Origin of the sequence: Aequorivita sp. H23M31 (assembly GCF_004022485.1) — a bacterium.
Classification (GTDB): Bacteria; Bacteroidota; Bacteroidia; order Flavobacteriales; family Flavobacteriaceae; genus Aequorivita; species Aequorivita ciconiae.
Genome location: NZ_CP034951.1, coordinates 2,556,561 through 2,582,238, shown reverse-complemented (window position 1 = coordinate 2,582,238; position 25,678 = coordinate 2,556,561). Strand labels below are relative to the sequence as shown.

Here is a 25,678-nt window from a genome sequence, read left to right as displayed (position 1 = left end):
TCTTTTCCGTTTCCAATAAAAACCGTGCAATGAAAAAGCCTGCCCTTTTCTTAGGAATTCTATTTAGCCTATCCATCTTTTCCTGTAAAAAGGATGAAGCCGTAACCTGTATTACTTGTTCCTCTCCAGATACATTAAGCTTTGAACTTTGCCAAGAAGGTGATGGCAATGCTTCTGTAAATGGTGATAACACCGGAACTCCGTACGATACCTATCTATCGGGATTACAAGAATCCGGAGTTCAATGCGGAGCGGTTAATTAATCGTTTAATTTTAGAACTGCCATAAAGGCTTCCTGCGGAATTTCAACATTCCCAATCTGGCGCATCTTCTTTTTCCCTTTTTTCTGCTTTTCCAATAGCTTTCGTTTACGCGAAATATCTCCGCCATAACATTTTGCCGTAACGTCTTTACGTAAGGCCTTTACAGTTTCACGAGCAATGACCTTTGCGCCGATGGCTGCCTGAATGGGAATATCAAATTGTTGTCTTGGGATAAGTTCTCTGAGTTTTTCACAAATTCGTTTTCCAATATCATAGGCGTTGTCGGCGTGGAGAAGTGCGGAAAGTGCATCCACAATATTTCCATTGAGAAGTAAATCGACCTTTACAAGTTTGGAAGTACGCATCCCAATTGGGGTATAATCAAAGGAAGCATATCCTTTTGAAATCGTTTTTAATCTGTCGTAAAAATCAAAAACAATTTCGGCCAAAGGCATATCGAAGGTAAGTTCAACCCGCTCCGTTGTGAGATATGTTTGGTTAACTATTTCACCTCTTTTCTCTATACATAGGGACATTACTGGACCCACATAATCAGATTTGGTTATAATCGTCGCTTTAATATAGGGCTCCTCCACTCGATTCAGTTTCGACGGATCTGGCAAATCTGACGGGTTATTCACCAAAATTGGAGTTTCGGGATCTTTATTGGTATAAGCGCGGTACGATACGTTTGGTACTGTAGTAATTACGGTCATATCGAACTCGCGTTCAAGTCGCTCCTGAATGATTTCCAAATGCAGCATTCCTAAGAATCCACAACGGAAACCAAATCCCAGGGCCGCAGAGCTTTCGGGGACAAAGACCAAAGAAGCATCGTTCAACTGAAGTTTTTCCATTGAATTTCTCAGCTCTTCATAATCTTCGGTATCGACAGGATAGATTCCCGCGAAAACCATCGGTTTCACATCTTCGAAACCCGCAATCATATTCTTTGTGGGATTTTTAGAATCGGTGATTGTATCTCCCACCTTAACCTCTTTCGCCTCTTTAATCCCGGTAATAAGGTAGCCAACATCTCCAGTCTTAATGACTTCTCTGGGGAATTGTTTTAGTCTCAAGGTTCCTACTTCATCCGCAAAATAGGATTTTCCTGTAGCCATAAACTTGATGTGCTGTCCTTTTCGGATTTCCCCATTCAATACGCGAAAATACGTTTCAACTCCTCGAAATGGATTGTAAACCGAATCGAATATCAAGGCCTGCAGTGATTCCTCTGGATTTCCTTTTGGTGGGGGAACACGTTCAATAATAGCCTTTAGAATTTCTTCCACTCCGAGTCCAGTTTTACCGCTCGCGGGAATAATCTCTTCATAAGTACATCCCAATAGATCAACTATATCGTCTGCAACCTCTTCGGGGTTGGCAGAAGGTAAATCTATTTTGTTCATTATCGGGATAATTTCCAAATCATTTTCCAGTGCTAAATATAGGTTTGAAATGGTCTGGGCCTGGATACTTTGTGCGGCATCTACAATAAGAAGTGCACCTTCGCAAGCGGCGATAGAACGGGAAACTTCATATGAAAAATCCACGTGGCCGGGAGTATCAATAAGGTTAAGAACATATTTTTCACCGTTATATTCATAATCCATTTGAATTGCGTGGCTTTTAATCGTGATTCCGCGTTCGCGTTCCAGATCCATTGTGTCCAGCAATTGTTCTTGTTTTTCTCGACTGGTTACAGTTCCTGTAGCGTCCAAAAGTCTATCCGCAAGAGTACTTTTTCCGTGGTCAATATGTGCAATGATGCAAAAATTCCGAATGTTCTTCATATAATCCCTTCTCAGGCTTTAATCTGCAAATATAGATTAATTGAGCGATAATTTTAATTGACAGCGATGTAGATAAATGAAAAATGGATGAGGACTTTTTACAGATCTTTCTGAATATTTTTTCTTTTATGAAACGACAGAGGGATTTCGGGATGTGGGATTATTATTTAATTCAATAGATATTCAGTATAAATTATGCTTTTAATTAAAATTTAAAAATTATTATTAAAAAACACTATCTTGCCAAACTAACTAACATAAAATTTTAATTATGAAAAAATCACTATCACTACTGATGATATTGTCATTGGTTTTATTTGTTTCTTGTTCAAAAGACGACGATAACAAAGCTGGCGAGTTTGACGGGTCACAAGATTCTGTAGCAGAATTTTTGGGAGCAGATCTTTTAGAAACACTTCTTGATCTCGGCCTGATTATTAACACTGGAAATACGCCTCCAAACATAGCGGGAGAATTTTTAATGGCTCCAGTTATTCTACAGAAGTCAAATGTTCAGGGAGACTATCCTGGGATGAGCTTTCCAGACTACCAAATGAAATTTATGAACCAGATAGGTCTTAACGTAGATTTTTCAGGTTTTCACACAACTGGAGTACAGAGGGATATAGGAGATGGTTCCTTTATTTCAGGGAGTGGAAAAGGTTTTACTGTATTTCTAATTACAGAAACCGATATATCAGGTTATAAGGCTGATACGGCAATGGTTATTAGTGGAACAATGACTGAAGATGGAATAAAAGATGTTCAGTTCGCGCTGTTTATGAAAGATAACCACGGTAATCCTGGCGGCGTTTTCATCGACAACCAAAAAGGTAGAATTATAATTGATGGTGACGGATTGTGTGAGAAAATATAAACTTGCTTAATTTTTTTAGGGTTTCAGAGAGAACTATGAATGTTATTTTCTGAATATATCCCAAATAGAATAAAGAAGTTTGCTAAATGATTTCAACACCAACTATAAACAAGAGAGAGATTGGATTTTTCCAGTCTCTTTTTTTGCTTCCTATTAAACTACGCCATCTAAATCAGTTAGTACCTAGTTAATTATTATTTCTCTTTTCTTGATAATCACTACTTTTGCAATTCTAAATTAGAAAAATTGCCAAAAATAGGAAACATACAACTGGGTGAATTTCCATTATTACTCGCTCCAATGGAGGACGTTAGCGACCCACCTTTTCGTGCTTTGTGTAAGGAACAAGGTGCCGATGTGGTTTATACCGAATTTATTTCTTCCGAGGGTTTGATCCGCGATGCGGCCAAAAGCGTTATGAAATTGGATATTTATGAAAAAGAACGCCCTGTTGGCATCCAGATCTTTGGAGCAGTTTTGGAATCCATGCTACGTACGGTGGAAATAGTTGAAGCTAGCGGACCGGATATTATTGATATTAACTTTGGCTGTCCGGTAAAAAAAGTAGTTTGCAAAGGGGCGGGCGCAGGAATTTTAAAAGATATAGATTTAATGGTAAGTCTTACCGATGCCATGGTAAAACATACCAAACTTCCGGTTACCGTAAAAACTCGACTGGGCTGGGATCATGATTCCATTCGAATATTGGAAGTTGCCGAGCGTTTGCAGGATGTAGGTTGCCAAGCCCTTTCCATACATGGTCGCACGCGAGCACAGATGTATAAAGGAGATGCCGATTGGAAACCAATTGCTGAAGTAAAAAACAACCCACGGATGCACATCCCTATTTTCGGGAATGGCGATGTGGATACACCCGAAAAAGCGATGGAAATGCGCGACAAGTACGGATTGGATGGGGCGATGATAGGTCGTGCCAGCATAGGTTATCCATGGTTTTTTAAAGAAGTGAAACATTATTTCAAAACCGGCGAACACTTATCGCCACCAACAATGTTGGAGCGTGTAGAGGCTGCCAGACGCCATCTTCAAATGGCAATAGACTGGAAAGGGGAAAAATTAGGGGTTTTTGAGACCCGTCGTCATTATACCAACTATTTTAAAGGAATTCCAGATTTTAAGGAATACCGAATGAAAATGGTAACCAGTGATGATGCTGCTTCAGTATTTGAAGCTTTTGACGAGGTTTTGCAGGTGTTTGGGGATTATGAGTTTGCTTAATATCCGAAATTAAATAACCATCGGGCAGATAATCAGGTATTAGCGAATTTAAAACTGTATAAATGCCAATAATAAGTATTTAAGCCCCAAGGAGGCTTTTCGCATTCAGGCTTTTTTTCATAAATACTTTCTACCTTTAAAGCCTAAACTAAAATAATGCAGCGGTTAAAAATACTCAGTACCCATTTTATTACCCATGACGTAAAGCGTCTTGTTCTTGAAAAACCGGCAGATTTCGAATATGCACCTGGACAATCTGCGCATATTTCTATTGATCTTCCTGGTTGGGAGGATCAGATAAGACCTTACACCTTTACCTCACTAAACCATTGGGATTATTTGGAGTTTATCATCAAAATTTACGATGATCACAACGGGGTATCTTCACAGTTGGGAAAACTTAATCCCGGAGCCGAGTTAATACTTCACGATGTTTTCGGTACAATTAAATATAAAGGTCCGGGAATTTTTATTGCTGGAGGAACGGGCATTACTCCTTTTATTGCGATTTTCAGAGCGCTTTATCATAGTGAGAATATTCGGGATGTGGCGTTGCTATATTCCAATAAAACCCGCGATGATATTATTCTTCACGACGAATTAACTAAAATGTTAGGTCCGGGCTACAAGAATGTATTCACCAGAGAAGGTGTAATTGGGTTTAGGGAACGAAGGATTGACAGAAAATTTTTAATTGAAAATATTGGGGATTTCAGTTTCCGTTTCTATGTGTGCGGGCCTAAAATATTTACGGAAGAGATATGTGAGGCTTTGGTAAGTCTTGGAGCAAAACCGGAATATTTAATTATTTAGGGCACTTCCTAATTTCGTTGAATACTAAGTAATCAATTTTTCCCGAACCCTACTTGCGGCGATAAGGGAAGAAATAATACCTAAGATACTTATTGTAGCAAAAACAATAAATCCATTGATCGGCTTAAGTTTTACGGGATATGGCAGAGTGCTTGTGATGTTGATTAAACCATATTTCAGCTGGAGAGATACTGCTATAATACCAATTGCGATTCCTAAAATACCACCTAAAACTGTCATTAAAGTCCCCTGAAGGAAGAAGATTTGCCGTATTTCTTCGAGTGAAGCTCCCATATTATGAAGGGTTTTAATATTTTTCTGCTTGTCCAGAATCATCATAATTATTGAACCAATCACGTTAAAAAGAGCAATAATTAAAACCAATGTAAAAATCAAATAGACCGCAATATTTTCGGTGTTCAGCATTTTATAAAGCGCATCATTCTGTTGTATCCGATTTTTTATCAGGATATTTTCCGGAAAAATCTTCTGAATCTCATTACGTATTTCTTTTTCCGATGTATGCGGTTTTAGCTTTATTTCAAGAGAGGAGACTTTCGATTTTGGAAGGGAAAGTAGATTGCGGGCAAAATCGATATCAGTAAAAACGTATTTTCCATCTAGATCCTCGTTTACTTGATAAACTCCTGAAACTACCACACTTTCTTTGCTAAATGCCTGTGTTGGATCTAGTGTGTTTATTTGTCCTGTGCCAGGTTTTGGAACATACATTTCCAAAAGATCGGAATAATCCCGGACTCCCATAGACAGTTTGGCGATTATGGTATATCCCACTACCACTTCATGCTGGTTTGGTTCCAGCCAATCCCCAAAGTAGATAATACTATCCAGCTGGGTTACCTGTCCATAAAGTGAATCAACCCCTTTTATATAGGCGATATGGTTTTTTCCTTTATAATGAAGAAAAATCCGCTCTTCAATTATTTCAGAAAAAACATCTACACCTTCCAGCGCACTGAGCTGTTGTTTTTGAGCAGTAGAAAAATCGAGTGTCTTGCCGCGCTCGGGCAGGACCTTTAAATCACTGTCAAAAACGGTTGTAAACTGAAGACTAAAATCTTTTAATCCTGAAAAACCGGACATTACTATAAATAACGAAAATGCTCCTACAACCACACCTATAGCCGCAATAATGGTAATTATATTGATGGCATTATTGCTGCTCTTTGAAAACAGATAGCGCTTGGCGATGTAGAGCGAAAAGTTCAAATTACGATTTTTTTCGTTTGGGAAGTAGATCCGGATTTTTAAGAGGATTTTCCGTTCCTTTTACAGCTTTGTCAATTTTATCGATATATTCCAAGGAATCGTCGTTGTAAAAATTTAAATCAGGCATTTTTCGCAGCTGGTGTTTTGTAAGCTGTGCAATTTGATGCTTAATATTCGGTTTAATCTTATTCAGTTCTTGGGTAATACTTTCTGCCTTATCTGCCGGAAATATACTTACATACACTTTTGCGATGGAGAGATCGGTGGTAACGGAAACTTTGCTTACCGATATAATAATTCCCAGCTGGCCCGCCTCGCGTAGCATATTCTGGAGCACGTTTGCTAAATCATTTTGCAAAACTCCTGCAATCTTTTTTTGTCTGTTGCTTTCTATCATACTGCAAAAATAGAACTTTATAACATACCGAATGTAAATTGAGTGTGGAGGATGTTGAAATACAATAGGATTAAGTTTGTATTTTTGAATTCAAATTCAAATTTTCTTTATTATTAGGATTGAGAATAACTTTCATTGATGGAAAAAATAGAACATATTGGTATAGCCGTAAAAAATATTTCCGAAGCAAATAAAATTTATGAAGCTTTACTTGGGGTTGCGCCTTATAAAAGTGAAGAAGTGAAAAGTGAAGGGGTTAAAACATCCTTTTTTGAATGCGGAGAGAGCAAGATTGAATTGCTGGAAGCCACCAGAGCGGATAGTCCTATCGCAAAGTTTATTGAAAAGCGTGGAGAAGGTATCCATCACATAGCCTTTGCGGTGAAAGACATTAAGAGTGAAATGGAGCGCCTTCAAAAGGAAGGATTCGTACTTTTAAATGAAATTCCAAAGAAAGGGGCTGATAATAAACTTGTTATTTTTCTACATCCCAAATCCACAAATGGGGTTTTGGTGGAACTTTGTCAAGATATTGACAATAACTTAAAATAATTTTGCTGCCTTTATAAAGTGTTTTACATTTGCAATCCTTTTTATGCAACTTTACCCAATAGAAAGAAGGTAAAAGGGAATAAAATTACCAACGGTCCCATAGCTCAGTTGGTTAGAGCACCTGACTCATAATCAGGTGGTCCCTGGTTCGAGCCCAGGTGGGACCACAATTTATCCAAAAGCCACTCCCCGAATTCGAGTGGCTTTTTTTGTTATGTCGCATTGCTATATTCTATATTCCAAACTTAAGGATAAGTTCTACATCGGGTTTACCCAAGGAAACCTTATGGACAGGATTGCCAAGCACAACAAAGGAACTTATGGACGGAATACCTATACTGTTCTGACCACGGATTGGGAATTGTTCTTCAGTTTAAAATGTGAGTGTACCGACCAAGCAATTGCAGTGGAAAGACATATCAAGCGGATGAAAAGCAAAACCTATATTCGAAATCTCAGGAAATATCCAGAAATGTGCGGAAGAATTTTAGATCTTTATAGAAATAAATGCGACAAAGGCACCTGACTCTCCCGATAACTCCTAATATCCGCAAGACTTCAAAGAAAAATGCTGCAAAACCTTATTGGATAAAGCTTTGCAGCTGTGTAATATTCACTTAAATTAGTGTTGCCTAATACTACAGATGTGAAGATAATAAAATCAGATCCGATATCCGCTTTCGGAGGAGCAAATTTTGTTTTTGACTACCTGAACAGGATGAATGTCGACCAAATTTGCAATGAGGCCCTGCCTCCCATGCCCAATCAGAGCAAATATTCCTGGAAGGATATTTTCTATTCACTAAAATCAGTTTATCTCTGTGGAGGGGGCTGTGTCGAAGACCTACAGAGCCATTTGAGAACACATTTTGCAAACAATCCCTTTGTAAAGCTGGCAAGCCCCGACACTGTTTTGAGGAGATTGTCCCAGCTTGCCGAACAGACCCAGACCTGTCAGACCAAGAGAGGCGTTGTGGCACACCAATACTGCACAAACTCAAGGCTGGAAGGCCTCAATATAGATATCCTTAAAAAACTGGGGGTTTTTAAATCCGGCAAGCTTACCATCGATTACGACAACACGATCGTTTTCAATGAAAAACAGGACAGCAAGATGACCTACAAAAAAGGGTATGGGTATCAGCCGGGCGTATGTACGATAAACGAAGAGCATATCCTCTATATTGAGAACAGAAACGGGAACTCCGATGCAAAGTCTTTTCAGGCAGATACCCTCGAAAGGGTATTTGATCTATTGGAGTCCAAAAAGATAAAGAAAATAGATTACTTCAGAGCTGACGCGGCATCGTACCAATTCGATGTCATTTCTTTGCTGCAGAACAAGGTGGGGTATTTTTATATAGGATGCCGGAACAGTTATGTCGAGAAACATTTTTCACGAGTTGCCAATTGGGAAAAAATGGAAGATAAAGAGGGCCCTCTTGAAGTAGGGTCAATAGATATCATACCCTTTAAAAAATATGCGGGAACAAAAAAACTGGTCCAAAAATACAGGCTGGTCGTAAAAAGAAAACCGAAAAAGGACGGGCAGATAGACCTGTTCACCCATGACGCCTATGAGTACAGGGCTATACTGACAAACGACTTTGACCAAGACACCAAGAGCGTTGCGGCTTTCTATAATCAAAGGGGAAATATGGAGCGCCAGTTCGATATCCTTAAAAACGATTTTGGCTGGAACAACATGCCCTTTTCATCCCTGAACAAAAATCTTGTGTTCCTGTATTTTACAGCAATATTCAGGAACCTATACAACAAGGTCATTCGGTATTTTTCTGAAAGGAACAGGTTTTTAAAACCCAATTTCAGGATGAAAAAATTCATTTTTAGATTTATCACGTTGCCCGCTAAGTGGGTCAAACAGGGCAGACAGCTAAAGTTAAGGATTTACTCATCCAAAGATTACCATACTTAGGGATGCCAAGAAAGCAAAAGGGATAAATGGAGATTTGGAAAGGCCGAGAAAAATTCGACCCAGGTAGATATTGCCCCAATTGATCAAAATGACTCACCTTTACCCCGAAAATACAAAAAATCAGATCTCAAAAATGAAATGAAGTTTGAGTAACGTAACTCAAATAAGAAACAGGAACATTTCTATTTTATAAACCTTAAAATAACATGCTTTAAAGTAGACATGCGGAATCTAGGAACTATCGGGACAGGTGGTCCCTGGTTCGAGCCCAGGTGGGACCACAATTTATCCAAAAGCCACTCCCCGAATTCGAGTGGCTTTTTTTGTTATGTCGCATTGCTATATTCTATATTCCAAACTTAAGGATAAGTTCTACATCGGGTTTACCCAAGGAAACCTTATGGACAGGATTGCCAAGCACAACAAAGGAACTTATGGACGGAATACCTATACTGTTCTGACCACGGATTGGGAATTGTTCTTCAGTTTAAAATGTGAGTGTACCGACCAAGCAATTGCAGTGGAAAGACATATCAAGCGGATGAAAAGCAAAACCTATATTCGAAATCTCAGGAAATATCCAGAAATGTGCGGAAGAATTTTAGATCTTTATAGAAATAAATGCGACAAAGGCACCTGACTCTCCCGATAACTATCGGGACAGGTGGTCCCTGGTTCGAGCCCAGGTGGGACCACAATTTATCCAAAAGTCACTCCCCGAATTCGAGTGGCTTTTTTTGTTATGTCGCATTGTTATATTCTATATTCCAAACTTAAGGATAAGTTCTACATCGGGTTTACCCAAGAAAACCTTATGGACAGGATTGCCAAGCACAACAAAGGAACCTATGGACGGAATACCTATACTGTTCTGGCCACGGATTGGGAATTGTTCTTCAGTTTAAAATGTGAGTGTACCGACCAAGCAATTGCAGTGGAAAAACATATCAAGCGGATGAAAAGCAAAACCTATATTCGAAATCTCAGGAAATATCCAGAAATGTGCGGAAGAATTTTAGATCTTTATAGAAATAAATGTGACAAAAGCACCTGACTCTCCCGATAACTCCTAGATTCCGCATGTCTACTTTAAAGCATGTTATTTTAAGGTTTATAAAATAGAAATGTTCCTGTTTCTTATTTGAGTTACGTTACTCAAACTTCATTTCATTTTTGAGATCTGATTTTTTGTATTTTCGGGGTAAAGGTGAGTCATTTTGATCAATTGGGGCAATATCTACCTGGGTCGAATTTTTCTCGGCCTTTCCAAATCTCCATTTATCCCTTTTGCTTTCTTGGCATCCCTAAGTATGGTAATCTTTGGATGAGTAAATCCTTAACTTTAGCTGTCTGCCCTGTTTGACCCACTTAGCGGGCAACGTGATAAATCTAAAAATGAATTTTTTCATCCTGAAATTGGGTTTTAAAAACCTGTTCCTTTCAGAAAAATACCGAATGACCTTGTTGTATAGGTTCCTGAATATTGCTGTAAAATACAGGAACACAAGATTTTTGTTCAGGGATGAAAAGGGCATGTTGTTCCAGCCAAAATCGTTTTTAAGGATATCGAACTGGCGCTCCATATTTCCCCTTTGATTATAGAAAGCCGCAACGCTCTTGGTGTCTTGGTCAAAGTCGTTTGTCAGTATAGCCCTGTACTCATAGGCGTCATGGGTGAACAGGTCTATCTGCCCGTCCTTTTTCGGTTTTCTTTTTACGACCAGCCTGTATTTTTGGACCAGTTTTTTTGTTCCCGCATATTTTTTAAAGGGTATGATATCTATTGACCCTACTTCAAGAGGGCCCTCTTTATCTTCCATTTTTTCCCAATTGGCAACTCGTGAAAAATGTTTCTCGACATAACTGTTCCGGCATCCTATATAAAAATACCCCACCTTGTTCTGCAGCAAAGAAATGACATCGAATTGGTACGATGCCGCGTCAGCTCTGAAGTAATCTATTTTCTTTATCTTTTTGGACTCCAATAGATCAAATACCCTTTCGAGGGTATCTGCCTGAAAAGACTTTGCATCGGAGTTCCCGTTTCTGTTCTCAATATAGAGGATATGCTCTTCGTTTATCGTACATACGCCCGGCTGATACCCATACCCTTTTTTGTAGGTCATCTTGCTGTCCTGTTTTTCATTGAAAACGATCGTGTTGTCGTAATCGATGGTAAGCTTGCCGGATTTAAAAACCCCCAGTTTTTTAAGGATATCTATATTGAGGCCTTCCAGCCTTGAGTTTGTGCAGTATTGGTGTGCCACAACGCCTCTCTTGGTCTGACAGGTCTGGGTCTGTTCGGCAAGCTGGGACAATCTCCTCAAAACAGTGTCGGGGCTTGCCAGCTTTACAAAGGGATTGTTTGCAAAATGTGTTCTCAAATGGCTCTGTAGGTCTTCGACACAGCCCCCTCCACAGAGATAAACTGATTTTAGTGAATAGAAAATATCCTTCCAGGAATATTTGCTCTGATTGGGCATGGGAGGCAGGGCCTCATTGCAAATTTGGTCGACATTCATCCTGTTCAGGTAGTCAAAAACAAAATTTGCTCCTCCGAAAGCGGATATCGGATCTGATTTTATTATCTTCACATCTGTAGTATTAGGCAACACTAATTTAAGTGAATATTACACAGCTGCAAAGCTTTATCCAATAAGGTTTTGCAGCATTTTTCTTTGAAGTCTTGCGGATATTAGGAACTATCGGGACAGGTGGTCCCTGGTTCGAGCCCAGGTGGGACCACGACTATTAGGTTTGACATTCTTTTGATTTGTCAGACCTTTTTCTATTTATAGAGCGATTTGGGCGAGAAGCGTTGTCTTGGGTTTATCGAATAAACCGGATTTATTGGGAATAATTCCTTTTTTTATTATTTGGAAACTGTCTGTTTTATTGGAATTCTCATTCTTTGAAATTATGTAATTATCAAAATTAATTCGGTTAATGTTGCAGGTGTACTAATCTATAGAAGATAAACAGAATCATTGTTGTCCGATAAAAATCTAAAGTAGCAAAAATAGCATTGTCGTTGCCATATTTTACTGGATTGTGTTCCGATTTTCAAAACAGAACCCCCTAAGGATCGAAAAAGCTCAATTGGCCAATGTTTTTTGTGGTGATTTCTTCCCATTTGGAGTCTGGGTTTTTCAGGAACTTGAACAGATCGATGTAGGTCATCAAATGGTAGCGTATTACAGACACCATATTTGAATATGCCCAACTTCTCTGCGCCTTTCTTTGTATTACCAGCATTATGAGTTGAATGATCAGACTGACCCAGATCTGTATCTCTATTGCATTTTGGTTGTCGCCCAGAAAGTATTTGAGGGGAAAGTTCTGTTTTAGGCGTTTGAACATGGTCTCTATCTGCCAGCGATTTTTGTAGATATCAGTGATCCTGTCGGCCTCCACTTCATAGTTGTTGGTGATGAACTCATATACCTTGCCCTTCTCCTGGTGCCAAAAGGCTATCCGCCGTAGGTGGAATTCGTTGCCTTCCTTATCGGCAAGCGTTATTTTTTCATCCTTTAGGACAGCATCGTCCACGTTGTCCGGAATATCAAACTCTTCAAGGCTCGTATAGCGTGCATTGCTCTTTTGCCTGGTCACAAAGTAGATGCCATCCAACGTCCATTGCTCGTATTGCTGATAATCTACGTATCCTTTGTCAAAGACAACATAGGAACCCTTCTTTAGATCGAGTTCTTTCAAAAACGTATGATCGTGCGTCGCGGCATCTGAAAATTTTATCAGACAAGGAACATCCTCCATGGCGTTGATCATCGTGTGCATTTTTATCCCGCCCTTCTTCTTGCCGTTGAGCGGGTTCCGGCCAACACCCCTCAATATGTCGCTAAAGAGCGCTATTGTCGAGGAATCGACTATTTTGAGGCCTTTTATGGCGGGCTCCCTGGTTCTGCTGTCCGATAAAAACCGGTGGTAACGTTTATAGAGACCAGAGTAAATATCAGCAAAGACCTCTGCACTTCTTCTTTTGTTGGCATCGGACAACGTACTGCGTTTTGGAAAGTCCCGTAGCCCTAAATGGTTGATCTTGCCCTCGCACGCCAGCATTATGCTTGTTACTTCGCGAAGTGAGTTGCAGCCACTGATAACGGCGAATATCATCGTAACCAAGTGATCATAGGTCGTGAACTTTTTGGTGTACCTGTCGCTGTTGTGCTTCTTTGCTGTCCGATAAATATCTTTGGCGTCAAGGAAGTTTAAAACCTGTTTGATAATAGGTTGTCCACTGAAATTTTTACTTTTGTTCATATCTCGAGTTTTGTGGTAAAAACTAAGATATAAATAAAGCGGGAAATCCTTCTTGGAAATCCCGCTTTTAAAAATGTTTATCGGACACTACTGAAACAGAATATTATTTATTATTTTTTCGATACTTGAAGTTATATACGCAAATAACGTATATTTAACCCCATTTTAACAAGTTTCTAAGTTGAGAAGAGGGATAATTTGTATGGTTGATTTTCTATTGAAATTGCAAATATTAAATCCTTTCTTACAAACTATTTTTTCCTCTATTAATTGGAAAAAAAATTATTATTTTAGATAAATATTACGACCGCCCCCATCGCCAACAACTAGCCATGATAATATCCATTTTTAGCCTAATAATGCTTGTTGTTCAGAGACCGGGTTCGACTGTTGGACCACCTCCCCCTGATCCTGATTATGTTATACATGCTCCCGGAACACCTATTGATGAAAATTTCTGGATTTTAATTGGAGTAGGAATTATTTTTGGGATTTGGATGAGGTACAAGCGAAAACACTCTACAAATAAGGCTTCATAAGGTTTTTAACGTACTTTCCAATAATATCAAACTCTAGATTCACAGTATCTTCTATTTTAATTTCCTTGAAATTGGTGTTTTCATACGTATAAGGGATAATCGCCACACTAAATTTATTTTGCCTAGAATTGACAACGGTTAAGCTCACACCATTCACTGTTATCGATCCCTTTTCCACTGTACTGAAATCAGGATTATTATATTCAAAGGTAAAAACCCAACTGCCATTGGCATCTTGAATATTGGAACAAGTTGCAATACCATCCACGTGCCCTTGGACAATGTGGCCATCAAGTCTATCGCCAAGTTTCATAGCGCGTTCCAGATTCACCAATGATCCGTTTTGTAGATCTCCTAAATTCGTTTTCTGCAGGGTTTCGTTTATTGCAGTCACCACATAGGAGCCTTCCTTTATTTCTACTACCGTAAGACAAACTCCATTATGGGAAACACTTTGATCTATTTTTAGCTCGTTGGTGAGAGAACTTTTTATCTCGAGATGCAGATTTTCATCCTCTGGGGTAAGGTGCTTTATTTCTCCAACGGTTTCAATAATTCCTGTAAACATCGCAGCATTTAATTACATTTGTAGAGCAAAAGTAACAATTAAAAACCCCAAACATGAGCAAGGAGGATAAATTAGTGGTGGGTATTTCCATAGGCGACATCAACGGGATTGGTGGAGAAATAATTCTGAAGACATTTGAAGATGCACGGATGTTGGAGTTTTGTACTCCGGTTATTTTTGCTTCCGTACGATTGATGTCTTTTTATAAAAAACATTTGGGAATTGATATCAATTTCCAGGGAATCGACAAGATCGAAGATCTTCTACCCAAGCGGATTAATGTGCTTAATGTCTGGAAAGAGCAGGTGGAGGTAAATTTTGGCGAGGAGAATGAAACGGGAGGAGAGTATGCCATAAAATCTTTAAAGGAAGCTGTTGAAGCCCTGAAGAAGGATAAAATTGATGTTTTGGTTACCGCTCCTATAAACAAATCCAACATACAATCTGAAACTTTCAACTTTCCCGGCCATACCGATTACCTGGCTCAGGAACTCGAGGGAAACAGTTTAATGCTTATGGTATCTGATGGTTTGCGCGTAGGACTTCTTACAGACCATGTGCCTATAAAAAATGTGGTAAAGAATATTACCCGAGAGTGCATCGACAAAAAGATAAATACGATTAACCATAGCTTGATTGAGGATTTTGGCATTGAAAGGCCGCGGATCGCCGTATTAGGAATCAATCCACATACTGGCGATAATGGTGTAATTGGAACTGAAGACGATACTATCCTGCGCCCGGCGTTGGATAATATTCGCAAAAATGGTAAAATGGTTTTTGGACCTTATGCGGCCGATAGTTTCTTTGGTTCGGGAAATTATAAAAATTTCGATGCTATAATTGCCTCCTATCACGATCAAGGTCTGATACCTTTTAAAACCTTATCTTTTGGAAAAGGAGTAAACTATACTGCGGGACTAAACCATATTCGTACTTCTCCCGATCACGGTACTGCCTTTGATTTGGCTGGAAAAAACGAAGCGAACTTCGAATCTTTCCGCGAGGCGGTATTTACAGCTATTTCCATTTTTCAAAAAAGAGAAGAATATAAGGAATTGACTGAAAATCCGTTACAGGTGGGCAGGAAAAAGGTCTATCAAAAAAAGAAATCGTAAAACTAATTTGCTATTAGATAATTTTTTTATCTTTGCACCCGCCTTATTCGTAAGGCAGGGAACATAAAGAGGTGTGGAAATGAAGGATTTGAAAGAATTTACCATCCCATTTAGGGGACTGAAATTAGGAAAACACCAGTTTGAATTTGAATTAAACAACGCGTTCTTTGAGCATTTTGAGTATGACGAATTTAATAGTGCTGCTATTAAACTCGATGTACTGCTGGAAAAAATGAGTACGTTGTTGGAAATCACGTTGACTTTTAAGGGAACCGTAAATGTTGCCTGCGATGTTACCAATGAGTTTTTTGATCAACCAATCTCTGGAACTTATCAATTTGTGGTCAAGTTCAGTGAAGAGATGAATGATGAAAATGAAGATTTACTTATTCTGCCGCATGGTAGTTATGAAGTAAATATACAGCAATACGTTTTTGAATCTATCGCATTGGCAGTGCCCTTGCGCAGGGTTCATCCAGGAGTAGCAGACGGCACTTTAAAAAGTGACATACTTGACAAACTTGAAGAATTAAGTCCGAATAATGCTCAGGAAGATGAGAGTGAGGACGAACAGAACGATCCCCGATGGGATTCATTAAAGAAACTATTAACGGATAAATAAAAAATAGCAATGGCACATCCTAAGAGAAAAACCTCGAAAACAAGAAGGGATAAAAGAAGAACTCATTATAAGGCTACCGCTCCCACAATTGCAATTGATCCAACAACTGGAGAGTCACATCTTTACCACAGAGCCCACTGGCACGAAGGTAAAATGTACTACCGTGGTCAAGTTGTGATTGATACAACTGAAGAGGTAGAAGCATAATAATTACAATCTTTCTGGAATAGTGCCCCCAACAAAGTGGGGGCTTTTTCGTTTTTTAACTTTATTGTAAACCAGAATCGACTCATTTGTTGACGTATTTCGGGTAAAATTTAGTAATTTCAACCCCATTTATATTAAATCGAATCTTTTTTTTGCGAATTTTAATTCATTCATATGAATAACATCACGGCAGCCATTACCGCTGTAGGTGGGTATGTTCCAGATTACGTTCTTACAAACGATATCTTGGAGACCATGGTCGATACTAACGACGAATGGATCACCGCCCGAACAGGAATCAAGGAACGGAGAATACTTAAGGATAAGGATAAAGGAACCTCTTATCTTGCCATTCGAGCTGCTAAAGATCTGTTGGAAAAAAGCAATACCGATCCGGCAGATATCGATATGGTAATAATGGCAACCGCCACACCAGATATGCCAGTTGCTGCCACAGGAGTTTATGTGGCTACACAGATTGGAGCGGTCAACGCATTCTCATTCGATTTGGTTGCCGCTTGTTCCAGTTTTCTTTTTGGAATATCCACAGCTGCACGTTATATCGAATCGGGAAAGTATAAAAAGGTGCTTCTTCTTGGTGCCGATAAAATGTCTTCTATAATTGACTATACAGATAGGGCCACTTGTATTATATTTGGAGATGGAGGCGGTGCTGTGCTCTTTGAACCAAATAACGAAGGTTTGGGAGTGCAGGACGAATACCTGCGGACCGATGGAGATGGAAGGCCATTTCTAAAGATTGACGCTGGCGGTTCTTTACTTCCAGCAACTCATGAAACTGTTGAAAATAAGCAACACTTTGTCTTTCAAGAGGGAAAGACCGTATTCAAATTTGCCGTGTCCAATATGGCAGATGTCTGCGAAAAAGTGATGTTGAAAAACAACTTAAAGGGTGAAGATGTTGATTGGCTTGTGCCACATCAAGCAAACAAACGAATAATCGATGCCACGGCGTTGAGAATGAAACTTCCACCGGAAAAAGTTATGCTAAACATCCATAAATATGGTAACACAACCTCGGCTACGTTGCCCTTGTGTTTATCAGATTATGAAAAGCAACTTAAAAAAGGAGATAATTTGATCTTTGCTTCCTTCGGGGGAGGATTTACTTGGGGCGCCGTATATGTAAAATGGGCCTACGATTCTAAATAACTTTTAACAAACGCAATAATGAAACTTTCTAATATGGATTTAAAAGATATTCAAAACTTGATCAAGTTTGTGGCAAAGAGTGGTGCCAGCGAAGTAAAACTTGAAACCGACGAACTTAAGATTACCATCAAGACTGGATCTGGTGAAGGAAAGGGAGAAATGACCTATATTCAACAAATCCCCACAATGGCTCCGCCCGCACAAGTACCTGTGCAGCAACAAGCCGCCGCGGCAGCTCCCGTTCAACAGGAGGTTAAAGCTGAAGATGCCAATTCTAAATATGTTACAATTAAGTCACCAATAATTGGAACTTTTTATAGAAAACCATCTCCAGATAAGGATGTTTTCGTTGAAGTGGGTAGCACAGTAAAGGTTGGAGACGTTCTTTGTGTAATTGAAGCGATGAAACTCTTCAACGAAATAGAGAGTGAGATTGCTGGGAAGATCGTAAAGGTTCTTGTGGACGATTCATCTCCAGTCGAGTTTGACCAACCTTTGTTCTTAGTAGATCCATCTTAATATAAATTCCAATCTCCAAATTCCAAGTTGTCTGGTATTTGGTTCCGATAGCTATCGGAATGATATTTTAGAAAAATATGTTCAAAAAGATATTAATTGCAAATAGGGGTGAGATAGCATTGCGTATTATCCGTACCTGTCGTGAGATGGGTATTAAATCGGTAGCCGTTTATTCTACTGCGGACGAGGAAAGTCTGCACGTGCGTTTTGCCGATGAAGCAGTATGTATTGGCCCACCGCCAAGCAACCTCAGTTATCTTAAAATGTCCAGTATAATTGCTGCGGCCGAAATCACCAATGCCGACGCTATACATCCAGGCTATGGATTTCTTTCGGAAAATGCGAAATTTTCCAAAATCTGCCAGGAGCACAATATTAAATTTATTGGAGCATCTCCTGAAATGATTGAGCGAATGGGAGATAAGGCCTCTGCCAAAGCAACCATGAAGGCAGCGGGAGTACCCACGGTTCCGGGAAGTGATGGGATTATCGAATCTTTTGAAGAATGTGAGAAAATAGCGAAGGAAACGGGATATCCAGTAATGCTGAAAGCCACAGCAGGTGGTGGAGGAAAGGGAATGCGCGAGGTTTGGAAAAAGGAAGATCTTCGCAAAGCATGGGATAGCGCCCGTCAGGAAGCTGCTGCAGCCTTCGGAAATGATGCGATGTATATGGAAAAGCTTATTGAAGAGCCGCGCCATATTGAAATCCAGATTATCGGGGATAGTACGGGAAGAGCCTGTCACCTTAGTGAGCGGGATTGCTCAATTCAGCGTCGCCACCAAAAACTTACCGAGGAGACTCCAAGTCCTTTTATGACAAAGAAACTCCGAACCGATATGGGTAATGCAGCTGTAAAGGCCGCAGAGTATATAAAATACGAGGGTGCAGGAACTATTGAATTTCTAGTGGACAAACACCGCAACTTCTACTTTATGGAAATGAATACCCGTATACAGGTAGAACATCCAATAACCGAGCAGGTAATTGATTATGATCTTGTTCGCGAACAAATTCTAGTCGCTGCCGGAGTGCCTATTTCAGGTAAAAACTATACCCCACAATTGCACGCGATAGAATGTAGGATAAATGCAGAAGATCCTTATAACGATTTCCGTCCGTCTCCGGGAAAAATCACTGTTCTTCATGCTCCAGGCGGTCATGGCGTTCGTTTGGATACTCACGTTTACGCGGGCTATACCATTGTTCCAAATTACGATTCAATGATTGCTAAGCTTATCACTACCGCTCAAACTCGCGAAGAGGCCATTAGCAAGATGAAGCGGGCTTTGGATGAATTTGTTATTGAAGGTATCAAAACTACAATCCCATTCCACCGACAATTGATGGATGATCCAGATTATGTTGCGGGCAATTATACCACCGCTTTTATGAGTCACTTTAAAATGAAAGAGCCCGAAGTAGAGTAAGAAAAAGTGGCAGTTGCTGCGACATTAGGCAGCTTGCTCGTTTTATTTAAAATGCTATACTATTTAAGAGCACCAAATTCAAAAATCTTATCTTTTGGATTTGGTGTTTTTTTTTCTTTAAATACCTAATTCTTCAATATTTGATGGCCATTTTCCTAAGTATATTTGTTATAAAACTTAACTAGATGAACTTTAGTTTTTGGGAGAATAAAACCTGGTTTTCAAATATCGATTTTGCTATTATCGGGAGTGGCATAGTTGGATTAAGTTGTGCCCTGGCGCTTCGGAAGAAGTATCCAACAAGTAAAATCGTTGTATTTGAGCGAGGTATTTTACCCTCAGGTGCAAGCACGAAAAATGCTGGATTTGCTTGTTATGGAAGTATTTCAGAAATACTGGACGATCTAAAAACCCATTCAGAAGTAGAAGTCGTACAGCTTGTTAGCGACCGTGTAATTGGCTTGAAACTTTTGCGCCAAACTCTTAGTGATGTGAAGTTGGATTATCAAGAATATGGCGGATATGAGCTTTTCACCGAACGGGATAAAGTTTTATTTGAAAGCTGTAAAGCGAAAATTAGTTATGTAAACCGATTACTGGAACCAATTTTCGGCGACAATGTTTTTTCTGAAAGGGAAAATCATTTCGGATTTCAGAATATACGGCCAAAATTGATTTACAGCAAATTCGAAGGTCAAATTGATACCGGAAAGATGATGCTTGGTCTTATTAAAAAAGCTACCAAGGAAAATATTCTTATTTTAAACTCTTGTGAGGTTGGTAAAATATCGGATAATGGCAATCAGGTTTCACTTCAAATTAAATCAAGCAATCAATTTTTCAATCTCATTGATATCAATGTAAATAAAGTATTTATTGCCACAAATGGTTTTGCAAAGCAATTTTTGGATGAAGAGGTTAAGCCGGCAAGAGCACAGGTTTTGATAACAACGCCAATTGAGAATTTGAAAATAAAAGGTACTTTTCATCTTGATAAAGGCTATTATTATTTCCGGAATATTGAGGATAGAATTCTTTTTGGCGGAGGAAGAAATCTTGATTTTACTGTTGAAGAGACAACGGAAATGGAAGTTACAGAACGTATCCAAAACAAATTGGAAGAATTGCTAAAATCCGTAATATTGCCGAATAAGCCAGTGCAGATTGAACAACGCTGGAGTGGAATTATGGGTATTGGGGCTAAGAAGAAACCGATTGTAACGGCCATATCAGAAAATGTGTTCTGTGGGGTTAGACTCGGTGGTATGGGGGTGGCAATTGGATGCTCCATAGGAAAACAACTTTCAGAATTAATTGATTAAAATATTTCCTTTGCACTCTCTCTTTCATGGAGGGTCGGGGTGGGAACCATGATAAAAAAACTATTCAGATTTCTATTTAAACTCTTCCTTTGGTTCATCGGACTGACTGTCTTATGGGTATTGATCTATAAATTTGTTCCAGTACCCTACACGCCTTTAATGGCGATAAGGGCGATAGAAGGCGATTCAAAATATGAAACCCGCCACCAATGGGTGCCCATTGAAGAGATTTCTCCAAATCTACAACTTGCGGTAATCTGCGCAGAAGATCAAACCTTTTTAAGTCACAGTGGATTCGACCGAAAGGCGATTGAGAAGGCATTGGAATATAATCAAAAAGGGAAAAGGATACGGGGCGGAAGTACAATTACGCAACAAACGGCAAAAAACGTGTTTTTGTGGCCCGATAGAACTTGGTTTCGAAAGGGCTTGGAAGCTTATTTTTCATTTTTGATTGAAACTCTTTGGACCAAGGAGCGTATTCTAGAAGTCTATTTGAATAGTATTGAAATGGGAAATGGCGTTTACGGGGCAGAAGCAGCTTCGCAATACTGGTTTCATAAGTCCGCAAAGAAACTTTCGGCCGAAAACGCCGGTGCAATTGCTGCCATTTTACCAAACCCGCGACAATATAGAGCAAATCCTCCTGGTCCTTATGTTGCTCGCAGGACCCAGTGGATTGTTAGACAAATGCATTATTACGGCCCCTTCACCTTACAAAAAGAGGAGCCTTTGGAAGTTAAGCAGAAAAAGAAAAAATGAACGTAATAGAATTAAAAACAGAATTGCTCAACCACTGTCAGAGACAAGTAGATACTCGTTATTCAAAAATAAAACAGACCATTTCTGATATTGAGGAATCCCTCTTGGAAGAATCCAAAAGCAGTAGTGGAGATAAGCATGAAACGGGCAGGGCAATGCTCCAAATTGACAGAGAAAACGCTGGCAAGCAGTTGATGGAAATTGAAAAGATAATACAAATCTTAAAAAGAATCGATGTTCAGGCCAGTGCCGATTATGTTCGCTTAGGAAGTCTAGTTTATACCGAAAAGTTTAACTATTTTATAAGTCTTTCCATAGGAAACGTAAATATAGATGGCTTGGATTATCTCTGTGTGGCATTAAATTCTCCAATAGGTTTATTGCTTTCTGGAAAAAGAAAGGATGATGGGTTCGTGTTTAACGGGCATAATTATACAATTAAGGAAGTAAAATAATCATTATTCAAAATTAATCTGGCGTAAAAGTTTCGGCATCTTTTCACTCATTGCTAACAACCATTTCAATTGTTCCCGAACCAAATGGGCTTCTTCGACTTTTAAATGGAAATTTTCAGATTGCGGTTGTGTTTTTTCTTCTTTTGAAAGATTTAGATCCTTTCCGAAAGTTGCTTCAAAAATATTTTCGATTTCTAAGTCGTCAGTTTTTTCTTCTGAAGAAATCCCTTCTATTAAAATATGTTCGGCATCCAAAAGGTTTTCAATAATTCTACCGGAAACCTTGTTGAAATTCCTTGAAGCAGGTGTGGTAGGATGATTGAGAATAAAAGTACTCAGGGAAGCTAGAGAAGATAAAAAAGTATTATTCAGAACGGCAATCTCATAAATTTTATCTAGGTGCTTTTGTCGCGATTTTGGCTCTTGGGTCATTCTTTGGAAAGTTGCGCTTAGGTCGGACATTGCCAAAAACGCTTTTTTGCGCGAAACCTTATATTGTGCGGAAACCTCTCCTTTCTTATTGTAATAACCAATAATTTCCTCTAGATAAATGCGATGCGCTTTAATTGTTTCCAACAAAGTTTTCTGAATTCCCTGCACTTCCCACGCTGGCCACAACAAAAGATTTCCCATCGTGGCGAGACCCGCCCCTATCAGCGTATCCGTAACTCTATATTGGATTACGCTAAAAATATCCGGTCGCAATAGCGCATAAATAAAGACCACAAAAAGGGTAATAAAAGTGGCACCTGCTTTGTAATTGCGCTGGACCATAGAAAAGGCGATAACGAGGCAGACAATTGCCAATATTGCATATACTGTTGTGTTTTGTGTAATTAATACAATTCCCACGGCGAGGGTTCCGCCAATTAAGGTCCCAATAGTACGTTGCCGAGATCGGGTTTTTGTCAACCCAAAGGTTGGGCGCATAATCACAATGAGGGTAAGCAAAATCCAATATGGATTTTGAACGGAGACGAGTATTCCCACTCCAAAACCAACCATGGTAACTACTGCCAGACGTAGCGAATGTTTGAAAATTGGAGAACGCAGATTGAAATTCTCAACCAATATTTCGAGATCATAATTCTGTTTGGTCAAAAATCGTTTTGTTTCTTTTCTATTTATTGAGGAAACTTCCTGTTGCGCGGGATTTTTCAATAGCCATTCAATCTTTTCAATCTTGTTCGCCTGCTCTTTTTGATATTTTAGAAGGTTTTTGAGCATCAACCAATTCTCTTCAAAGGGATTCACTGCACTTGAATTGAATTCGAGAATATCCTTATTTATTCTTTTCCAATACCGATCTATCTCTGTACTTTTTTGAAGCTTTTTTGGATTGGAAAGATTATCGGCAATGACATTTAGCTGGTTGCTCATTGCGAAAAGCAACCCTTGGAAATCCTCTAGTTGTTCGGTTTTTTTTTCGAATAGCTCATCGGTTTTTGAGTAGTTAACCGGGTTTGTCATTGCCAATTCCAGCATATCTACAAGTTGGGCAAAAATCAACATCCGTTTTCCTTCGTAATTGGATTTCCCCGAACCTGTTCTGCTTGAGATCAATATATCCCTCAGGGTTTCGTGCGTTGCCGTTAAATCCGATTGAATGGTAAGCAGTTTTTTCAGAAGCTCTGTTCGGTTACTTTTTTCGGCAACTAATTTTCCGCGGGTTTTTAAGTAATCGGCGGTTAATCTCAGGGTTTTTGAAAGATAAAATTCTGTTGGGGCTTTTGGAAAAATGTAGTGCCAGCCTATCGCCAATAAGGCATACCAAAGTCCCCCAAGGCCAATAAGTAAAACCCGTTCATAGGGTTCCATACCCGAGGCCGAAACACTTGAAAAACTAAGTACTAATGCAAAAAGTCCGGAAAAACTTATTAAAGATGCCCGAAATCCATAGATGGAGATATAGGAAATAGCAAACATCAAAATTCCCAGAACGGGAAACAGCAACCATAATGAAAAATGAAGGTAAGCACCGATAAAGCTTACGATCATAGCCAATAGTGTGGCGAATAAAATTCCGGTTATTTTATGTCTTAGACTTCCGCTTACGTCGCTTGGGGAAGCAAGCATTGCACCTAAGGTAATGGTAATACCAATTTGTAGGGCGCCAAGCTTTATACCTACAATAATTGGTACTGTCAATGCGATACCCAATAAGATCGCCTTCGAAAAATCGGTGCTCTTAAAGAATTCCGTAAGGTCTTTAATAGAAGTGGATATGAAGTCTTTTGGAACTTTCAAAAAGAGATAATTTTGATTCGGTAAAGATATTGAGAGTGGACTCCAAGTCCGTTAATCTTTTCAGAAAAGTATAGATGATATTTGTTCAAAAGATAGGTTATTTTAAATACTAAAGGCGGAATTTAACCTCCTGCTCACCGAGGAATTTATTTGAGAGCACTTAAAAATGATTTATCAAAGCAAAATCCAGAAGTCAAGCAAAAAATATATTCAATAAGGGCTGTTTAAAAAAATGTATAAAAAAAGCGGTCATCGTTATAATGACCGCTTATTGATTGTAAAAGCAATTTTTAATTCTTTAAAACTTTTACGGTTTTGGATTGGTTTCCAATATTCAATTTCACAATATAAATTCCATCGCCTAATTGTGAGAAATCGATAGATTCTTCACGATTCGATAAATTCTTATTCACAATTTCTTGTCCCAAAGTATTAAAAATAGTAGCCTCGGAAAAAGGTAAATCTCCAGAGTTTAAAGAGAGTGATTTGGTGTTTTTATCATAGAAATAGGTGATTTCGTTAGAAACAACGTTGCCTACCGAGAGTGATTCATTATTGGTTCTAAAATTGTCGATATAGATAAAGCCATCATAGTTATCATGTACAAAACGAACCTGATGGATAGGACCATCCGAAACTAGAATTCCTTCGTAGATTTCTTCGTTATCGAGAAAAAATTTAACCGTTTCGCCACTTGTTTCGATCCTGATATTATACCAAGTTTGGGGTTGCCAAGTTTGGCCGGTATAGTCCACCATGATTCCTGTGGGTCCACCAGTTACAAAAACTTCGATATATCCCTGATGATGAAAATTCATATAAGTTCGATATTTCCCTCCCTCAGTGTCAAAATGGACCAAGCCCATTAAAAAAGTCAATGCGTTAGCATCCTGTAAACTATTTATATAAATATCTGCAGAGAATGTTGCTTCGGTATTTGAAATGGGTGTTGGATAATTGTAAAAGCCGCCTACCAAAGGTTGTGGTTGTCCTGAAAAAGCAGACTCCTTGATAATTTTAAAGGAATAATCACCAACACTTGCAGCTTCATCAGTAATCACTTGATTCTGGATATTTCCGCCTTGGTCATCACTTGTGGTTTCCCAATTGCTTTGTCCATTGATGTCTCCTAGAACATAACCTTCTGAAGATTCAAATGAAATTGTTTGTGCCTTGGCAACCAAGCAGAATGCCAAGAAAATAAAAGTAATTAGAGTATAATTTTTCAATTTTTTAAGATTTTACAGTAAAAATATTTTGTCGGTTTATAATAGAAGTAGTGAAGTAACACCTTAAATTTTTCCCACTCCCATTTAGAGAGTGGGAAAAAAATCCAAG

Annotated in this window: 26 protein-coding genes and 1 tRNA gene; 19 read left to right on the top strand and 8 right to left on the bottom strand. The window is 39.0% G+C overall.

The window, feature by feature from the left end; genetic code table 11:
* Window positions 1–29: 29 nt before the first annotated feature.
* Window positions 30–263, top strand: coding sequence for a hypothetical protein (locus EI546_RS11340; protein WP_128250644.1), 234 nt, complete (start codon window positions 30–32; stop codon window positions 261–263).
* Here the strand turns inward: EI546_RS11340 and lepA are convergent.
* Window positions 260–2,056, bottom strand: a complete 1,797-nt coding sequence (gene lepA, locus EI546_RS11335; protein WP_128250643.1) for a translation elongation factor 4 — start codon at window positions 2,054–2,056, stop codon at window positions 260–262. The genes EI546_RS11340 and lepA overlap by 4 nt on opposite strands.
* 271 nt (window positions 2,057–2,327) lie before the next feature.
* On the opposite strand from lepA, the gene EI546_RS11330 reads away from it, so the two are divergent.
* The 3 genes from EI546_RS11330 to EI546_RS11320 all read left to right on the top strand — a co-directional run bounded on the left by EI546_RS11330 (window position 2,328) and on the right by EI546_RS11320 (window position 4,985).
* Entirely contained in the window at window positions 2,328–2,933 is a 606-nt protein-coding gene (locus tag EI546_RS11330; protein WP_128250642.1) for a hypothetical protein, read from the top strand.
* Between the two features lie 246 nt (window positions 2,934–3,179).
* Complete coding sequence (dusB, locus tag EI546_RS11325; protein ID WP_128250641.1) at window positions 3,180–4,172, top strand: tRNA dihydrouridine synthase DusB; 993 nt, start codon at window positions 3,180–3,182, stop codon at window positions 4,170–4,172.
* A gap of 156 nt (window positions 4,173–4,328) precedes the next feature.
* Window positions 4,329–4,985, top strand: coding sequence for an FAD-binding oxidoreductase (locus EI546_RS11320; RefSeq protein ID WP_128250640.1), 657 nt, complete (start codon window positions 4,329–4,331; stop codon window positions 4,983–4,985).
* Window positions 4,986–5,009: 24 nt separating this feature from the next.
* Here the strand turns inward: EI546_RS11320 and EI546_RS11315 are convergent, their stop codons facing one another.
* Complete coding sequence (locus EI546_RS11315; RefSeq protein ID WP_128250639.1) at window positions 5,010–6,215, bottom strand: ABC transporter permease; 1,206 nt, start codon at window positions 6,213–6,215, stop codon at window positions 5,010–5,012.
* Window position 6,216: 1 nt separating this feature from the next.
* Window positions 6,217–6,612 (bottom strand): 30S ribosome-binding factor RbfA, encoded by a 396-nt coding sequence (gene rbfA, locus EI546_RS11310; RefSeq protein WP_205649735.1) that lies wholly within the window; start codon window positions 6,610–6,612, stop codon window positions 6,217–6,219.
* Between the two features lie 138 nt (window positions 6,613–6,750).
* Between rbfA and mce the strand changes: the two genes are divergently transcribed.
* From mce to EI546_RS11280, 6 genes are all read left to right on the top strand, one after another.
* Complete coding sequence (gene mce, locus EI546_RS11305) at window positions 6,751–7,164, top strand: methylmalonyl-CoA epimerase (RefSeq protein WP_128250638.1); 414 nt, start codon at window positions 6,751–6,753, stop codon at window positions 7,162–7,164.
* Window positions 7,165–7,257: 93 nt separating this feature from the next.
* Window positions 7,258–7,331 (top strand) — tRNA-Ile (locus EI546_RS11300).
* A gap of 47 nt (window positions 7,332–7,378) precedes the next feature.
* Window positions 7,379–7,690, top strand: a complete 312-nt coding sequence (locus EI546_RS11295) for a GIY-YIG nuclease family protein (RefSeq protein ID WP_128250636.1) — start codon at window positions 7,379–7,381, stop codon at window positions 7,688–7,690.
* A 120-nt stretch (window positions 7,691–7,810) separates the two neighbouring features.
* Window positions 7,811–9,100 (top strand): IS1380 family transposase, encoded by a 1,290-nt coding sequence (locus EI546_RS11290; RefSeq protein WP_164905152.1) that lies wholly within the window; start codon window positions 7,811–7,813, stop codon window positions 9,098–9,100.
* Between the two features lie 328 nt (window positions 9,101–9,428).
* A complete protein-coding gene (locus tag EI546_RS11285; protein ID WP_128250636.1) occupies window positions 9,429–9,740 on the top strand; it encodes a GIY-YIG nuclease family protein in 312 nt (103 codons plus the stop codon).
* Between the two features lie 102 nt (window positions 9,741–9,842).
* A complete protein-coding gene (locus EI546_RS11280; protein WP_128250635.1) occupies window positions 9,843–10,154 on the top strand; it encodes a GIY-YIG nuclease family protein in 312 nt (103 codons plus the stop codon).
* Window positions 10,155–10,404: 250 nt separating this feature from the next.
* Here the strand turns inward: EI546_RS11280 and EI546_RS11275 are convergent, their stop codons facing one another.
* The 3 genes from EI546_RS11275 to EI546_RS11265 form a co-directional block, all read right to left on the bottom strand.
* Window positions 10,405–11,694 (bottom strand): IS1380 family transposase, encoded by a 1,290-nt coding sequence (locus EI546_RS11275; protein ID WP_164905152.1) that lies wholly within the window; start codon window positions 11,692–11,694, stop codon window positions 10,405–10,407.
* 484 nt (window positions 11,695–12,178) lie between these two features.
* The gene (locus tag EI546_RS11270; protein ID WP_128249226.1) at window positions 12,179–13,378 is read right to left on the bottom strand and encodes an IS4 family transposase; all 1,200 of its coding nucleotides are present in this window, start codon (window positions 13,376–13,378) and stop codon (window positions 12,179–12,181) included.
* A gap of 519 nt (window positions 13,379–13,897) precedes the next feature.
* A complete protein-coding gene (locus EI546_RS11265; RefSeq protein ID WP_128250634.1) occupies window positions 13,898–14,485 on the bottom strand; it encodes a riboflavin synthase in 588 nt (195 codons plus the stop codon).
* 53 nt (window positions 14,486–14,538) lie between these two features.
* On the opposite strand from EI546_RS11265, the gene pdxA reads away from it, so the two are divergent.
* The 9 genes from pdxA to EI546_RS11220 all read left to right on the top strand — a co-directional run bounded on the left by pdxA (window position 14,539) and on the right by EI546_RS11220 (window position 22,093).
* Complete coding sequence (gene pdxA / locus EI546_RS11260; protein ID WP_128250633.1) at window positions 14,539–15,603, top strand: 4-hydroxythreonine-4-phosphate dehydrogenase PdxA; 1,065 nt, start codon at window positions 14,539–14,541, stop codon at window positions 15,601–15,603.
* A gap of 79 nt (window positions 15,604–15,682) precedes the next feature.
* Window positions 15,683–16,225: a YceD family protein gene (locus EI546_RS11255; RefSeq protein ID WP_128250632.1), complete on the top strand. Its 543-nt coding sequence runs from the start codon at window positions 15,683–15,685 to the stop codon at window positions 16,223–16,225.
* A gap of 9 nt (window positions 16,226–16,234) precedes the next feature.
* Window positions 16,235–16,432 (top strand): 50S ribosomal protein L32, encoded by a 198-nt coding sequence (gene rpmF / locus EI546_RS11250; RefSeq protein WP_128250631.1) that lies wholly within the window; start codon window positions 16,235–16,237, stop codon window positions 16,430–16,432.
* 174 nt (window positions 16,433–16,606) lie between these two features.
* Complete coding sequence (locus EI546_RS11245) at window positions 16,607–17,605, top strand: beta-ketoacyl-ACP synthase III (RefSeq protein ID WP_128250630.1); 999 nt, start codon at window positions 16,607–16,609, stop codon at window positions 17,603–17,605.
* Window positions 17,606–17,638: 33 nt separating this feature from the next.
* A complete protein-coding gene (gene accB, locus EI546_RS11240) occupies window positions 17,639–18,124 on the top strand; it encodes an acetyl-CoA carboxylase biotin carboxyl carrier protein (protein ID WP_128251602.1) in 486 nt (161 codons plus the stop codon).
* A 77-nt stretch (window positions 18,125–18,201) separates the two neighbouring features.
* The gene (accC, locus tag EI546_RS11235; RefSeq protein ID WP_128250629.1) at window positions 18,202–19,554 is read left to right on the top strand and encodes an acetyl-CoA carboxylase biotin carboxylase subunit; all 1,353 of its coding nucleotides are present in this window, start codon (window positions 18,202–18,204) and stop codon (window positions 19,552–19,554) included.
* Window positions 19,555–19,739: 185 nt separating this feature from the next.
* Complete coding sequence (locus EI546_RS11230) at window positions 19,740–20,876, top strand: NAD(P)/FAD-dependent oxidoreductase (protein WP_128250628.1); 1,137 nt, start codon at window positions 19,740–19,742, stop codon at window positions 20,874–20,876.
* Between the two features lie 48 nt (window positions 20,877–20,924).
* Window positions 20,925–21,638, top strand: a complete 714-nt coding sequence (gene mtgA, locus EI546_RS11225; RefSeq protein ID WP_128250627.1) for a monofunctional biosynthetic peptidoglycan transglycosylase — start codon at window positions 20,925–20,927, stop codon at window positions 21,636–21,638.
* Window positions 21,635–22,093: a 3-oxoacyl-ACP synthase gene (locus EI546_RS11220; RefSeq protein WP_128250626.1), complete on the top strand. Its 459-nt coding sequence runs from the start codon at window positions 21,635–21,637 to the stop codon at window positions 22,091–22,093. The genes mtgA and EI546_RS11220 overlap by 4 nt, the downstream gene beginning before the upstream one ends.
* 3 nt (window positions 22,094–22,096) lie before the next feature.
* Here the strand turns inward: EI546_RS11220 and EI546_RS11215 are convergent, their stop codons facing one another.
* Window positions 22,097–24,340, bottom strand: coding sequence for an FUSC family protein (locus EI546_RS11215; protein ID WP_128250625.1), 2,244 nt, complete (start codon window positions 24,338–24,340; stop codon window positions 22,097–22,099).
* A 290-nt stretch (window positions 24,341–24,630) separates the two neighbouring features.
* Window positions 24,631–25,569 carry a T9SS type A sorting domain-containing protein gene (locus tag EI546_RS11210; protein WP_128250624.1) on the bottom strand — a complete coding sequence of 313 codons (939 nt, stop codon included), beginning with the start codon at window positions 25,567–25,569 and terminating at the stop codon, window positions 24,631–24,633.
* Window positions 25,570–25,678: the final 109 nt, after the last annotated feature.